This window comes from Chromobacterium sp. Beijing, from assembly GCF_021496765.1.
Taxonomy (GTDB): domain Bacteria; phylum Pseudomonadota; class Gammaproteobacteria; order Burkholderiales; family Chromobacteriaceae; genus Chromobacterium.
This window is the reverse complement of the sequence record NZ_CP053750.1, coordinates 3,105,128-3,120,754: the sequence shown is the minus strand read 5'-3', so window position 1 is coordinate 3,120,754 and position 15,627 is coordinate 3,105,128. Positions and strand designations below refer to the sequence as shown.

At 71.4% G+C, this 15,627-nt stretch carries 2 protein-coding genes; both read right to left on the bottom strand.

The genetic code is table 11. The features are described 5' to 3' along the window. Positions 1–2 precede the first annotated feature (2 nt). Positions 3–9,008, bottom strand: coding sequence for a non-ribosomal peptide synthetase (locus HQN78_RS14475; RefSeq protein ID WP_235084504.1), 9,006 nt, complete (start codon positions 9,006–9,008; stop codon positions 3–5). Then, entirely contained in the window at positions 9,005–15,331 is a 6,327-nt protein-coding gene (locus tag HQN78_RS14470; RefSeq protein ID WP_235084500.1) for a non-ribosomal peptide synthetase, read from the bottom strand. Before HQN78_RS14470 ends, HQN78_RS14475 begins: the two co-directional genes overlap by 4 nt. Positions 15,332–15,627: the final 296 nt, after the last annotated feature.

Sequence of the window (15,627 nt, the reverse complement as noted above, 5' to 3'; positions counted from 1 at the left end):
GGTCATTCTATGTCGGTGAGGTCGTCCAGCAAGGCGGCCAATTCGTTCTCTTCCAGCGCGACGCCGGCGAAGTCCGAGGTGTGGTAGGCGATGGCGGGCAGGCCGCCGGCGCGGCAGAGCGCGGCCAGTTCTTCCAGCGCCAGTCGGCACTGTTCGGCCAGGGCCGGGGTGTCGTGGGCGTCGGCGTAGTCGAAGTCCAGCCGCAGGCGGCCTTTCTCGATGCGGGCGTTGACGGCGACGGCGTGCGGCAGCCGCTGGCGCGGGTCTTGCGCCGGTCCGGCCTCCCGCGCCGACAGCCGCGCGCGCAGCCGCGGCAGCACGCCGTCGGCGGCGTCGTCCAGCCGGCCCAGATAGTTGAAGCTGAGCGGCCGAGGCGGCGCCTGGTCCAGCGCGGCGGCCTGGGCCGGATCGCCCAGATAGCGCAGCGCGCCGAAGCCGACGCCGCCGCCGGGCACGCCGCGCAGCGCGGCCTTGGCCGCCGCCGCCGCCGGCTCCCAGCCGTCGCCGGCCGGTTCTATGCGCAGCGGGTGCAGGCAGGTGAACCAGCCCACGCTGCGCGACAGATCGGGCGCGGGGCCGGCCGCCGCGCCGCGGCCGTGGTTTTCCAGATCCAGGGCGAGCGCGGGCAGGCCGCTCAGCCGGCGCCAGGCCAGGGTCAGCGCCGCCAGCAGCAGTTCCTGCGGCTGGGCGCGGTAGCGTTCCGCGCCGCCTTCCAGCAGCGCGGCGCTGGCGTCGGCGTCCAGGCTGATCGTCGCGCGGCGGCGCTCCGCCACGCGGCCGACGGCGCAGAGTCCGGGCGGCGCGGCCAGCGGGGCGACGGCGGCGCGCCAATAGCCGAGTTCGCCGGCCAGCGCGGGCGCGGCGTCGGCCAGCGAGCGCGCCCAGGCCCGGTAGCTGACGGCCACCGGCGGCAGCGAGATCTCTACGCCGTCCGCGGCCTGGCCGTAGGCCTGGTCCAGGTCGTCCAGCAGAATGCGCCAGGACACCACGTCCAGCACCCAGTGGTGGGCGATCAGCAGCAGTTCGGGGCGGCCGTCCGGCCCGGCCTCGATCAGCACGGCGCGCAGCAGCGGGCCGCGCTCCAGATCCAGCGAGGCTTGCAAGCGCGCGCCGTGGGCTTGCAGCTCCGCCTCGCGCGCGGCCGCTTCCGTTTCCCGCAGGCTCAGCGTTTCAAGCGGCGGCGCGGCGCGCGGGCCGTAATGCTGGCTCCAGCCGCCGTCGGGCTCGCGGCGCAGCCTCAGGCGCAGCGCGTCGTGCCGCAGGGCCACGGCCGTCAGCGCCGCCCGCAGCGCGGCCGGGTCCGCGGCGGCGTCCAGGCTCAGGCGCAGGCTGAGGTTCCAGTGCTGCGGCGCGGGCCAGTCTTGTTGCAGGAACCAGCGCTGGATGGGCGCCAGCGGCGCCTCGGCCTGTTCCGGCTCCTCGATGTGGGTCCGCCGCGCTGTCGCGCCGGCCACCGCCGCCAGTCCGGCCACCGTGGGATGGGCGAACAGCGCGCGCGGCTCGATGTCGAAACCGGCCTGCTTGGCGCGCGAGACGATTTGCAGGGCCAGGATGGAATCGCCGCCGGCGGCGAAATAATTGTCGTGAACGCCGATGCCGCCGCGTCCCAGCGCCGAGCGCCAGATCTCCAGCAGCGCGGCCTCGGCCGGGCTCAGTGCGGCGTCCGCGTCCGGCGCGTCCGGCGCGGCGTCTTCCGGCGACGGCAGCGCCGCGCGGTCTATCTTGCCGGCCGGGGTCAGCGGCCATTGGCGCAGGATCAGGATGGCCTGCGGCAGCTCGTGGGCCGGCAGCCGGGCGGCCAGGTGTTCGCGCAGCGCGGCGGCGTCGGCGGCGGCCTCCGGCTTGAGCCGGGCGTAGGCCAGCAGCTGGGGGCGCTCGCCGTCCCGGCGGATCAGCGCCAGCGCCTCGTCCACGTCCGGATGGGCGCTGAGCGCGGCGGCGACGCCGTCCAGCTCGATGCGGTAGCCGCGGTGCTTGACCTGGCCGCCGGCGCGGCCCAGGAAGCGGATGCCGCCGTCGGGCAGGTATTCTCCCAGGTCGCCGCTGCGGTACAGCCGCGCGCCGGGCAGGCCGGACACCGCGTCCGGCACGAAGCTGGCGGCGGTGCGGCCGGGCTGGCCGATATAGCCGCGCGCCAGCGCCTCGCCGCCGATGTGCAGCTCGCCGGGCACGCCGGGCGGCACCAGGCCGCCCCAGCGGTCCAGCAGATAGAGGCGGACGCCGGCCATGCCGCGGCCTATGGACGGCAGCGGCTCGAGCGCGTCGCAGGCCTGCATGCTGGCGCAGACCGTGGCCTCGGTCGGGCCGTAGGCGTTGACCACGCGGCGCTTGGCGGCCCAGCGCGCCAGCAGGCCGGGCGCGGCGGTTTCGCCGGCGGAGATCAGGGTGCGCAGGCCGGGCAGGTCGTCTTGCTCCAGCGCCGCCAGCAGCGCCGGCGGCAGGGTGGCGTGGGTCAGGCCGTGACGCCGCGCGGCGCGGCGCAGTGCGCCGGCCGGGTCTTGAGCGGCGTCGGCTTCCGGCAGGCACAGGGCCGCGCCGCTGCCCAGGGCCATGAAGATTTCCGACACCGAGGCGTCGAAGCTCAGCGGGGCGAACTGATAGACGCGGCTGCCGGCGTCCACCTGAAAAACCTCGCATTGGGCGCGGCAGAGGTTGGCGACGCCGCGATGGCTGACGCCCACGCCCTTGGGCCAGCCGGTGGAGCCTGAGGTGTAGATCAGATAGGCCAGATTGTCGATGCCGGCGGCGCAGGGCGGCGCGGCATCCTGCGCGGCGTCAGCAGCGTCAGGAGCTTGATCCAGCAAGAGCAGCTTGGCCGGCAACCGGCTCAGCGTCGGCAGCAGGCGCGTTTCGCTGAGCAGGATGGCGGCGCCGCTGTCGGCCAGCATATAGTCCAGCCGTTCGGCCGGATAGGCCGGGTCCAGCGGCAGATAGACGGCGCCGGCCTTCAGCGTGGCCAGCAGCGCCGTCACCGCGTCCGCGCCGCGCGGCAGCAGCACGCCCACCACGGTTTCCGGGCCGGCGCCCAGCGCTTGCAGCCGGTGGGCCAGTTGGTTGGCGCGGCGCTCCAGTCCGGCGTAATCGAGCGCGCCGTTCTCGTCCAGCAGAGCAGGCGCGCGCGGCGCGGCGGCGGCCTGGCGCTCGAACAGGCGCTGCGCCAGTTCCGGCGAGGCCAGCGGCGGCCGGGCGGCGTCGGCGATCCGCGCCCGCCGCGTGTCCGCGGGCAGCAGCTCGATGGAGGCGACGGCGGCGTCCGGCGCGGCGACCATGCGTTCCGCCACCGCAAGCCAGCGTTGCAGCAATTCCTCGGCCGCCGCGTCGGCGACGCGGCTGCGGTCGAAGGTGAGCTTGACGGTCAGGGCCGCGCCGGGGATCACGGCCAGCGTCAGCGGGTAGTTGGTGTGTTCGCTGAAGCGCGGCGTTTCAAAGCCTAGGCCGGCGGCCTCGTCGCGCAGCAGCGCGTCGGCGGGGTAGTTCTCGAAGACCAGCAGGGAGTCGAACAACTGGGCGTTGTCGCGGCCGGCCCAGCGCTGGACGTCCACCAGCCGGTTGTGGGCGTAGTCCTGCACCCGGGCCTGATCGGCCTGCACCTGGGCCAGCAGCACGCGCGCGTCGGCGGCCGGGTTGAGCCGCACCCGCAAGGGCAGGGTGTTGATGAACAGCCCTATCATTTCGCCTATGCCGGGCAGATCGCCGTTGCGGCCGGACAGGGCCGCGCCGAACACGATGTCCTCGCCGTGGCCGCTGCGCGCCAGGGTCAGCGCCCAGGCGGCTTGGAACAGGGTGTTCAGCGTGCTGGCGCAAGCCTGCATCGCGGCGGCGGCGCGCGCGCTCCACTCCGGCGACAGCCGGATTTCCCGCTCGACGAAGTCGGCGCCGCCGCCGGCGGGGCCGGCGAGCAGGGTGGGCTGTTCCAGCCCGGAGAAATAGCGGCGCCAGAAGCGCTCGTCCGAGCGGGCGCGGCGGCCGGCGCGGTCCAGCCAGCCGATATAGGCGGAGAACGGCCGCGCCGGCGGCAGGGCCGGGGTCTCGCCGCGGCTGAGCGCGCGGTACAGGGTCAGCAGCTCGCGGAAGAACAGCGGCAGCGACCAGCCGTCCAGCAGCAGGTGGTGATAGCTCCAGATCCAGCGCCAGCGGTCCTGGCCCAGGCGGATCAGCGCCAGCCGCATCAGCGGCGCGGCGTCCAGCGCGAACGGCCGCGCGGCGTCGGCGGCCAGATAGTCGGCCAGCGCGGCCTCGGGCTCGGCCAGGCCGGACCAGTCCAGCCGGCTGATCGGCAGCGGCGCCGCGCGCATCGCCGCCTGCAGCGGCTGGGCCAGGCCCTGCCAGTGGAAGCCGGAGCGCAGCAGCGGATGGCGCGCCAGCATCGCGCGCCAGGCCTCGGCGAAGGCGTCCGGGTCCAGCGGGCCGTTGACCACGCTGCTGAGCTGTTCCAGATAAGCGCCGTCGGCGGCGTCGGCCACGCTGTGGAACAGCATGCCCTGTTGCAGCGGGGACAGCGGATAGAGGTCGTCGAAAGGGCCGTTCCGGCGCGCCAGCTCCTCCACGGCGGCCTGCTCCAGCCGCGCCAGCGGGTAATCAGCGGCCAGCAGCGGCGCGGCCTCGATCTCGTCCAGCGCCAGCGCGAGTTCGCGGGCGAAGGCGTCGGCCCAGCCGGCGACGGTGGCCGCTTCGAACTGGCCGCCGGGGTAGCGCCAGTCCACGCGCAGCCTGCCGTCCAGCACCACCAGCACCAGGTCCAGCGCGAAGGGGCGCAGGTTGGCGGCGGCGCGTTCGCCGGCAATCAGCTCGGGCCGCAGTTGGAACCAGGCGTTGTCGACGCCGCGCGGCGCGCCCAGGTAATTGAAGCTGATTTCCGGCAGGCCGGCCGCGTCCAGCCGCCGGCGCGCCTCTTTGTCCGGCCCCAGCCAGCGCGCCTGGCCGTATTCCGGCGCGATGGGGGTCAACAGCGACAAGGGCGCGGCGATGGCGGCCAAGAGTTCGGCCGCGCCGGCGGCGGCGTCGCCGGCCACGCTCAGCGGATACAGCGCAGTGAACCAGCCCATGGTGCGGGACAGGTCCAGGCCGGATTCCGCGTCGCGGCCGTGGTGTTCCAGCGTCACCGCGAAGCGCGGCGCGTCCAGCCGGGAGGCCAGCGCGCGCCATAAGGCCAAGAGCAGCAGGGCGCTGACGCGCTGTCCAGCGGCGCGGGCGCCGGCGGCCAGCAGGCGGCCGGTCAAGGCCGCGTCCAGCTCGCGGCTGAGCAGCCGCGAGGCGGCTTCGGTATTGGCCGCCGGCGCAGCGAAGTCGCGGCGCAGCGTCGGGAAGCCGGCCGCGGCCTGGCCGAGCCAGGGCGCGGGGTCCGCCGCGGCGGCGTCGGCCCGCTGCCGCTCCGCCCAGCGCCGCCAGTTGGCGGGCACGGCGGCGAGCCGAGGGGCTTCGCCGCGCGTCAGCGCGTCCAGCGCTTGCGTCAGATCGTCCAGCAGAATGCCCCAGGACACCGCGTCCACCGCCAGATGGTGGACGATCAGCGCCAGCAGCGGCGCTTGCCGGCCGCGGCGCAGCAAGAGCGCGCGGGCCAGCGGGCCGGCGTCCGGGTCCAGCTGGCGCTGGGCCTGTTCTATCGCCGCGCGCGCGGCTTCCTCGCTCTCGTCCGCCAGCTCCAGTTCGCGGCAGGGCCAGCCGCCGGCCGCCTCGGCCAGCGCCGGCTCCGGCGCGAAGCGCAGGCGGAAGGCGTCGTGGCGCGCGGCCACGGCGTCGAGCGCGGCTTGCAGCCGGGCCGCGTCCACGGGGCGGGCCAGTTGCAGCGCCAGCGCCTGGTTCCAATGCCGCGGCTCGGCCAGCTCCTGGCCGGCGAACCAGCGCTGGATGGGCGTGGCCGGCAGCGGACCGGCGGCCGCGGCATCTTCCTCGGCCGCCGCCGTGCTGAGCGCGGCGGCCAGCTGGCGGATGCTGGGCTCCAGCAGCAGCTGGCGCGGACTCAGCGCCAGGCCTTGCGCGCGGGCGCGGGCGACCACTTGCAGGGAGAGGATGGAATCGCCGCCGAGGGCGAAGAAGTTGTCGTCGATGCCGGGCAGCGGCACGGCGAGGACCTCGGCCCAGATCTGGGCCAGCGCGCGTTCGGCGTCCGAGCGGGCTTCGACGCGCAAGGCGGCGCTGAGCGCTTGCGGCGCGGGCAACGCGGCGCGGTCCACCTTGCCGTGATGGGTCAGCGGAAAGCGCTCCAGCGCCACGATGACGGCGGGCAGCATGTGTTCGGGCAGCTCGGCGGCCAGCGCGGCGCGCAAGGCGGCCGGCTCGGCGTCGCCGACGGCGTAGGCGACCAGCCGCGGTTCGCCGGCGGCGGGGCGGTCCAGCAGCACCAGCGCCTCGCGCACCGCGGGCAGCCGGCACAGCGCGGCTTCGATTTCGCCCAGCTCAATGCGGAAGCCGCGCAGCTTGACCTGATGATCGGCGCGGCCCAGGTATTCGATTTCGCCGTCGGCGCGGCGGCGGGCCAGATCGCCGGAGCGATACAGGCGGGAGCCGTCGGCGGCGAAGGGATTGGGCAGGAAACGGGAAGCGGTCAGCGCCGGACGGTTCCAATAGCCGCGAGCGACGCCGGGTCCGCCGACATAAATCTCGCCAGGCACGCCGACGGGCACCGGCTGCAGGAAGCGGTCCAGCAGATGGAAGGCCAGATCGGCAATCGGCTGGCCGATCACCTGCCCACGGCGAGCGTCGAGATCGGCCTGACGGATGGCGCGCTCGGTCACGTGGACGGTGGTTTCGGTGATGCCGTACATATTGACCAGCTCGGGACGCTGATCGCCGCGTTGTTGGAACCAGGGCTCCAGGCTGGCCAGCTCCAGCGCCTCGCCGCCGAAGATCACCAGGCGCAAGTCCGGCAAGGCGTGCTCTGCGGCGGCGGGAATCAACTGGCGGAAGGCGGCCGGGGTCTGGTTCAACACCGAGACCCGGTGCTGTTGCAGCCAGCCGGCGAAGGCCTCCGGCGAGCGGGACACCCAATAAGGCACCACCAGGCAAGTGCCGCCAAACAGCAGCGGCCCCCAGATCTCCCAGACCGAGAAATCAAAAGCATAGGAGTGGAACAGCGACCACACATCGTCGGGCCCGAAAGCGAAGCGCTCGGCGGTGGCGGCGATCAATCGGACCACATTGTGATGGCTGACCACGCAGCCCTTGGGGGTGCCGGTGGAGCCGGAGGTGTAGATGACGTAGGCGGCCTGCTGCGGATGCAGACGGCGCGGCGGCGGCGCGGCGTCGCCGGACGAAATGGCGACGTCCAGCCAGCGCAGCGCCAGGCCGGCGGGCAGGGCGTCGGCGGATTCGGCGTCGCCGACGACAACGTGGATGGCGCTGTCGCGGACCAGGAACTCCAGGCGCTCGGCGGGATAGCCGGGGTCCAGCGGCACATAGGCGGCGCCGGCTTTAAGGATGGCGAGGATGGCGACCAGCAGATCCGGCTGGCGCTGGCAGCAGAGTCCGACGCGCTGTTCCGGCAGCACGCCGAGCTGGAGCAATTGCCGGGCCAATTGATTGGCGCGGGCGTCCAGTTCTCGATAGCGCAGCGCGGCGGTGTCGCCCTGGACGGCGATACGCTCGGGGAAGGCCTGGGCGGCATGCTCGAACCAGGCGCAAAGATCGGGATGCGGCGGCGCGACGACGAGAGGCGTCGGGCCCAGGGCCTGGGCGGCTTGTTCGGCGTTCAGCAGCGGCAGCCGGGCCAGCGGGCAATCCGGCTGCGCCGTCGCCGCCTGCAATAGCTGGCGATAGTGTTCCAGCCAGCGGGCGGCGGTGTCGGCGCCGATCAGGCCGGCGCGGTATTCCAGCGTGGCGCGCAGGCCGTCGCCGTCCGGCTCCAGCATCAGGCTCAGGTCGAACTTGGCGTCGGCGGGAAACAACGGCAGCGCTTCCGCCTCCACGCCCTGCCAGTCCAGGCGGCCCAGCGGCGCGTTCTGCAGCGCGAACAAGGCGCGGAACGGCGCGTCCTGCGCCTGGGAGCGCGGGCCGGCCAGCTTCACCACTTGATCGAAGGGCGCGTGCTGATGGGCGAAGGCGTCCAGGCAGGCGGCGCGGTTGCGCGCCAGCAATTGGGCGAAGCTGGGCGCGCCGCTCAAATCCTGGCGCAGGATCAGGGTGTTGACGAAGAAGCCCAGGGTTTGTTCGAACTCGGCGCGGTCGCGGTTGGCCACCGGGCTGCCGACGCAGATGTCCTCGCGTCCGCTCAGCCGCTGCAGCAGCGCCTGGAAGCCGGACAGCAGGGCCATGAACAAGGTGGCGTCGGCGGCGCGGGCCTGGACGCGCAGCGCCTCGGTCAGCGCGGCCGGCAGCGTCAGGCTGACGTGGCCGGCGGCTTCGCTCCGGCTTGGGCCGGCGGCGTAATCGCCGGGCAGCTCCATCTCGCCGTCCAGGCCGGCCAGCCGTTCGCGCCAGTAGCTCAAGGCCTCGTCGTCTTGGACGCGGGTTTCGCGTTCCCATTCCGAGAAATCGGCGTATTGCAGCGCCTCGGGCAGGGCCGGCGCGGGCAGGCCGGCGGCCAGCGCCGGATAGAGCGCGCCCAGCTCGCGCACCAGCACGCCCAGCGACCAGCCGTCGCAGGCGATGTGATGGATCACGATGGACAGCACATGGTGTTGCGGGCCGAGGACGAACAGGCGCACCCGGATCACCGGATCGCGCCGCAAATCAAAGCGCAGGGCGGCTTCCGCGCGCAGCAGCGCCGCCAGGACGGCCTCGTCGCAGGCGCTGCGCGGCAGTTCGCAGCCGGCTTCCGGGCGGATCAATTGGCAGGGTTCGCCGTCGATCAGATCGTATTGGGTGCGCAGGATCTCGTGGCGCGCCACCAGGGCGCCCAGCGCGGCTTGCAGCGCGTCGGCGTCCAGCGCGCCGCGCAGGCGCAGGGCCAGCGGGATGTGGTAGGCGGTGGAGTCCGGCTCAAGGTCGGTCAGCGTCCATAAGCGGCGCTGGGCGCCGGATTGCGGGAAAACATAGGCGTCGAAAGAGGCGTGGGCGTCGATTGCGTTCATGGTTGGCCTTGCTTGGACTGCTGGAATGAGGTGTCGCCGTCGGCGCCGGGCGTGACGCGCGCCAGTTGGCGGCGCGCCGGCCGCACCGGCGCGGCGGCCGAGGCCTGGCCGCGCAGCGCGTCGGCGGCTTGCGCCAGTTCCGCCGCGCGCGGATGTTCGAACAAGAGGCGCAGCGGCAGCGGCACGCCCAGGCGCTCGCGCAGCCGGTTGGCGGCGCGCACCGCCAGGATGGAGTCGCCGCCCAGCTCGAAGAAGCTTTCGTCGCGGCTGACTTGCGGCAGCTGCAAGAGCTCGGCGAAGGCTTCGGCCACCAGGTATTCGCTGGGCGTGCGCGGCGCTTCGAAGGCGCGCCGGGCCAGCGGCTCCGGCGCGGGCAGCGCGGCGCGGTCCACCTTGCCGTGATGGGTCAGCGGGAAACGCTCCAGCGTCACGATGACGGCGGGCAGCATGTGTTCGGGCAGCTCGGCGGCCAGCGCGGCGCGCAGCGCGGCCGGTTCGGCGTCGCCGACGGCGTAGGCGACCAGCCGCGGCTCGCCGGCGGCGGGGCGGTCCAGCAGCACCAGCGCCTCGCGCACCGCGGGCAGCCGGCACAGCGCGGCTTCGATCTCGCCCAGCTCAATGCGGAAGCCGCGCAGCTTGACCTGATGATCGGCACGGCCCAGGTATTCGATTTCGCCGTCGGCGCGGCGGCGGGCCAGATCGCCAGAGCGATACAGACGGGAGCCGTCGGCGGCAAAGGGATTGGGTAGGAAGCGGGAGGCGGTCAGCGCCGGGCGGTTCCAGTAGCCGCGAGCGACGCCGGGGCCGCCGACATAGATCTCGCCGGGCACGCCGACGGGCACCGGCTGCAGAAAGCGGTCCAGCAGATGGAAGGCCAGATCGGGAATCGGCTGGCCGATGACCTGGCCGCGACGGGCGTCGAGATCGGCCTGACGGATGACGCGCTCGGTCACGTGCACGGTGGTTTCGGTGATGCCGTACATATTGACCAGCTCGGGACGCTGGTCGCCGCGTTGTTGGAACCAGGGCTCCAGGCTGGCCAGCTCCAGCGCCTCGCCGCCGAAGATCACCAGGCGCAAGTCCGGCAAGGCGTGAGCGGCGGCGGCGGGAATCAGCTGGCGGAAGGCGGCCGGGGTCTGGTTCAACACCGACACCCGGTGCTGTTGCAGCCAGCCGGCGAAGGCCTCGGGCGAGCGGGACACCCAATAAGGCACCACCAGGCAAGTGCCGCCAAACAGCAGCGGTCCCCAGATCTCCCAGACCGAGAAATCGAAGGCATAGGAGTGGAACAGCGACCACACATCATCGGGCCCGAAAGCGAAACGCTCGGCGGTGGCGGCGATCAATCGGACCACATTGTGATGGCTGACCACGCAGCCCTTGGGGGTGCCGGTGGAGCCGGAGGTATAGATGACGTAGGCGGCCTGCTGCGGATGCAGACGGCGCGGCGGCGGGGTGTCGTCGCCGGACGAAATGGCGACGTCCAGCCAGCGCAGCGCCAGGCCGGCGGGCAGGGCGTCGGCGGATTCGGCGTCGCCAACGACGACATGGATGGCGCTGTCGTGGACCAGGAACTCCAGGCGCTCGGCAGGATAGCCGGGGTCCAGCGGCACATAGGCGGCGCCGGCCTTGAGGATGGCGAGAATGGCGACCAGCAGATCCGGCTGGCGCTGGCAGCAGAGTCCGACGCGTTGCTCGGGCAGCACGCCGAGCTGGAGCAATTGGCGGGCCAGCTGATTGGCGCGGGCGTCCAGTTCGCGGTAGCGCAGCGCGGCGCTGTCGCCCTGGACGGCGACGCGCTCGGGGAAGGCCTGGGCGGCGTGCTCGAACCAGCTGCACAGATCGGGATGCGGCGGCGCGACGGCGAGAGGCGTCGGGCCCAGGGCCTGGGCGGTTTGCTCTGCGTTCAGCAGCGGCGCGGCCAGCCAGTCGGCGTCCGGGTCGGCGGCCAGCGCCGTCAGCGCTTGTTGCAGATAGGCGGCCATGTCTTCGATCTGCGGCGCGTCGAATTCCGCCTCGTCCCAGGCCAGCGTCAGCTCCAGGCCCTGGTCGCGGGGGTCGCGGCTGAACTGCACCAGGCAAGGGAAGTCGGTTTCCTCGAACACTTCCACGCCTTCCACCGTCACCTCCGGCAAGCGCAGCGCCTGTCCGTAGACATGGAAGTGGATGTAGTTGAAACCGACCTCGAAGCCGCGCCGCCCCTGATTCAGTTGCATGACGGCGGCCAGCGGCAGGCGGCGCAAGGGCTGCAGCGCGGTTTCCTCGGCGAAGACGCCGCGCGCCAATTGCGCCCAGCTGCCGGCTTGCAGCGCCACGTTCAGCGGCAGGGTGTTCAGGAACAGGCCCAGCGCGGCGGCGCTGTCTTCGCGCTCGGGGCGGCTGTGGGTGACGTAGCCGGTGCTGGCGGCGGCGGAACCGGTCAGCAGCGCCAGCACGCGCAGATGGGCGGTCAGCAGCACGGTTTTGAGCGGCAGCGCCAGCCGCGCGGCGGCGGCGTCCAGCGAGCAGGACAGCTCGGCCGGCAGCATGCGGCTGAGGCGGCGGACGCTGCGCGCGCCGGCGGCTGGGCGCGCAGGCCTCAGCCGGGGCAGGATGGACGCTTCCGTTCCGGCCAGCCGGCGTTGCCAGGCCGCTTTCAGCGCCGGGTCCTTCTCGGCCTGTTTCTCTTGCTGGATGAACAGCGCGCTCAGCGCGCCGGCCGCGTCGCTGCCGGCTGTGCTGTCCGGCTGGCGGGCCAGCCGCAGCAAGTCGGTGACCAGGGTGGCCACGCTCCAGCCGTCCAGAATCGCGTGATGGAAGCTCAGCGTCAGCCGCGCGCGGCCGGTTTCCAGCCGGAACAGGGCGAGGCGCAGCAGCGGTGGGGATTGCGGCTGGAAGGGCCGGGCTTTTTCCGCGGCGACGAAGTCGGCCAGCGCCCGGCTTTGCGCCTCGGGCGCCAGCGCGCGCAAGTCGGCGACGCTCAAGGGAATGTCGCCGTCGCGATGGATCAGTTGCAGCGGTTCCGAGTAGGCGTTCCAGTGGAAGGTGGTGCGCAGCGCGGCGTGGCGTTCCGCCAGGCGGCGAACGGCGGCGCGCCAGGCGGCCTCGTCCCAGGGCAGGCGCAGGTCGAAGCTGAAGATGTCGTGGAAGATGGCGCCGTTTTGCGACAGCTCGCTGTGGAACAGCATGCCGGCTTGCAGCCGCGACATCGGCAGCGCTTCGATCACATCGTCGGGCAAGCGCAGCCGGTCGGCTTGGGCTATCTGGGCGAAGGCTTGCCGCGCGGCGGCTTCGTCGTTGCCGGCCGCGTCCGGCGCTTCGCACAGCTGACGGACGGTGGGCAGGCTGAACAGTTTTTGCACGCTCAGGGCCAGGCCCTGGTCGCGGGCGCGGGCGACCACTTGCAGGGAGAGGATGGAGTCGCCGCCGAGGGCGAAGAAGTTGTCGTCGATGCCGGGCAGTGGCACGGCGAGGACCTCGGCCCAGATCTGGGCCAGCGCGCGTTCGGCGTCCGAGCGGGCTTCGACGCGCAGGGCGGCGCTGGCCGCTTGCGGCGCCGGCAGCGCGGCGCGGTCCACCTTGCCGTGATGGGTCAGCGGGAAGCGCTCCAGCGCCACGATGACGGCGGGCAGCATGTGCTCGGGCAGCTCGGCGGCCAGCGCGGCGCGCAGCGCGGCCGGTTCGGCGTCGCCGACGGCGTAGGCGACCAGGCGCGGTTCGCCGGCGGCGGGGCGGTCCAGCAGCACCAGCGCCTCGCGCACCGCGGGCAGCCGGCACAGCGCGGCCTCGATCTCGCCCAGCTCGATGCGGAAGCCGCGCAGCTTGACCTGGTGATCGGCGCGGCCCAGGTATTCGATCTCGCCGTCGGCGCGGCGGCGGGCCAGATCGCCGGAGCGGTACAGGCGGGAGCCGTCGGCGGCGAAGGGATTGGGCAGGAAACGGGAGGCGGTCAGCGCCGGACGGTTCCAATAGCCACGGGCGACGCCGGGGCCGCCGACATAGATCTCGCCGGGCACGCCGACGGGCACCGGCTGCAGGAAGCGGTCCAGCAGATGGAAGGCCAGATCGGGAATCGGCTGGCCGATGACCTGGCCACGACGGGCGTCGAGATCGGCCTGACGGATGGCGCGCTCGGTCACGTGCACGGTGGTTTCGGTGATGCCGTACATATTGACCAGCTCGGGACGCTGGTCGCCGCGTTGTTGGAACCAGGGTTCCAGGCTGGCCAGCTCCAGCGCCTCGCCGCCGAAGATCACCAGGCGCAAGTCCGGCAAGGCGTGCTCTGCGGCGGCGGGAATCAACTGGCGGAAGGCGGCCGGGGTCTGGTTCAACACCGAGACCCGGTGCTGTTGCAGCCAGCCGGCGAAGGCCTCCGGCGAGCGGGACACCCAATAAGGCACCACCAGGCAAGTGCCGCCAAACAGCAGCGGCCCCCAGATCTCCCAGACCGAGAAATCAAAAGCATAGGAGTGGAACAGCGACCACACATCGTCGGGCCCGAAAGCGAAGCGCTCGGCGGTGGCGGCGATCAATCGGACCACATTGTGATGGCTGACCACGCAGCCCTTGGGGGTGCCGGTGGAGCCGGAGGTGTAGATGACGTAGGCGGCCTGCTGCGGATGCAGACGGCGCGGCGGCGGCGCGGCGTCGCCGGACGAAATGGCGACGTCCAGCCAGCGCAGCGCCAGGCCGGCGGGCAGGGCGTCGGCGGATTCGGCGTCGCCGACGACAACGTGGATGGCGCTGTCGCGGACCAGGAACTCCAGGCGCTCGGCGGGATAGCCGGGGTCCAGCGGCACATAGGCGGCGCCGGCTTTAAGGATGGCGAGGATGGCGACCAGCAGATCCGGCTGGCGCTGGCAGCAGAGTCCGACGCGCTGTTCCGGCAGCACGCCGAGCTGGAGCAATTGCCGGGCCAATTGATTGGCGCGGGCGTCCAGTTCTCGATAGCGCAGCGCGGCGGTGTCGCCCTGGACGGCGACGCGCTCGGGGAAGGCCTGGGCGGCGTGCTCGAACCAGACGCAAAGATCGGGATGCGGCGGCGCGACGGAAGCGGGCAAGGCGGCGGCGCGCGGCGGCTTGGCCAGCGTTTGCTGCGGATCGCGCAATAGGCTGTGCAGCAAGGGCTCCACGCCGTCGATGAAGGCGGCGGCGTCCAGCTCGGCGAAGCCGGCCAGATTGTAATCAAGGTCCACTTTCACCGGCTGGCGGGAGTCCGCCTCGCGCACGAAGACCTTCAGCGGATAGTGCTGCGACAAGGCGCGCATCGCGGTCATATTGCTGACGGTGCCGTCGAACATGGCGTCGTAATCGTGCTTCTCAAACGACAGGCTGATTTCGTAGGGCAGCCGGTCCCGGCTAAGGCCTTCGGTTTCGCCTATCGGGAAGCGGTGATGGCGGAAGTCGGCTCTCAGTTCGCGCTGGATCAGGCTGAGCAGCTCGGCGAAGCTCCAGTGCGGCCGCAGCTTCAAGCGCAGCGGGCACAGGCTGGCGAACAGGCCGGGGGTGTTCTTGGCCAAGGCGCTGCGGCGGTTGAGGATGGGCAGCGCCAGCAGCAGATCGTCGGCGCCGAATTCCCGCAGCGCGTGGGTGTAGATCAGGCCGATGAAAAAGTGGAAGACGGTGGCCTGGTGCGCGGCGGCCAGTTCGCCGATGCGGCTATAGCTTTCCGCCGATAGCTGGAAACTGCGCTGACCGCAGGCCAGTTGTCCGCCGGCGTCGGCGAACAGCCGGGTTGAGTAGCCGGCGAGCTTGTCTTGCCAGTATTGCCGGTCTTTCTCGTAATGGCGCGACGCGTAGTAGCCATCCTCTTCCTCCACCTGCTCGGCCGGCGTCATCGTCGACGCCGGCTCCGGCGACAGGCCTTGGCGCAGGCTGTTGTAGTAGCGGCATTTCTCGCCGTAGAGCCGGGCGATGGCCCAACCGTCGAAGGCGATGTGGTGGAAACGGCCGTACAGGATGAAATCCTCTTCCCCGTGCTGTAGCAAGGTGTAGGCGGCCAGCGGCGTTTGACCGTCGAAGGGGAAGGCGCGGGCGAAATCGCGCTCGGTCCATTGCTTGGCCGCGGCCTCCGGGTCCGCCTCGCCGCGGGTGTCTATCACCGTCAGCGGGCAAGGGTGGCGCGGGCAGAGCACTTGGCGCGGCTGACCGCCGGCTTCGTCTATGGCGATGCGCAACGCCGGCGTGTGTTCCATCAGGGAGACGAGCGCGGTTCGCAGGGTTTCGATATCGAGAGCGCCCTGGATCTTGATGAAACCGCCGATATTGAACAGTTCGGGCGCGGAGAATAACGATTGATGAAAATAGATTTCCAGCTGCCGGCGTGTAAGCGGGAAGGTTTTCATTTGAGTTATTCCAATCTTATTTAGAAAGTATTATGCCGAAATATGCTTTTGTACTGCCTTGTGTGTCGCGTAAATCTACACCGATGTGAATTAAATTAGTGAAGCAATTTAACTGGTAAATAAGTCAGGTTTTTAATACTTGCGGTACATGATAGCGTCATTCTATTAAGATAATGGGATAGCTGATGCAGCGATTCGCATTATTGATTTTCAAATATTCTTGCTGAATACGGTTTAAATGTTGCTTGTTTAACTCGTATTGTTTTTATCTTTACTTTTGCATTTGCGAGGAGTTT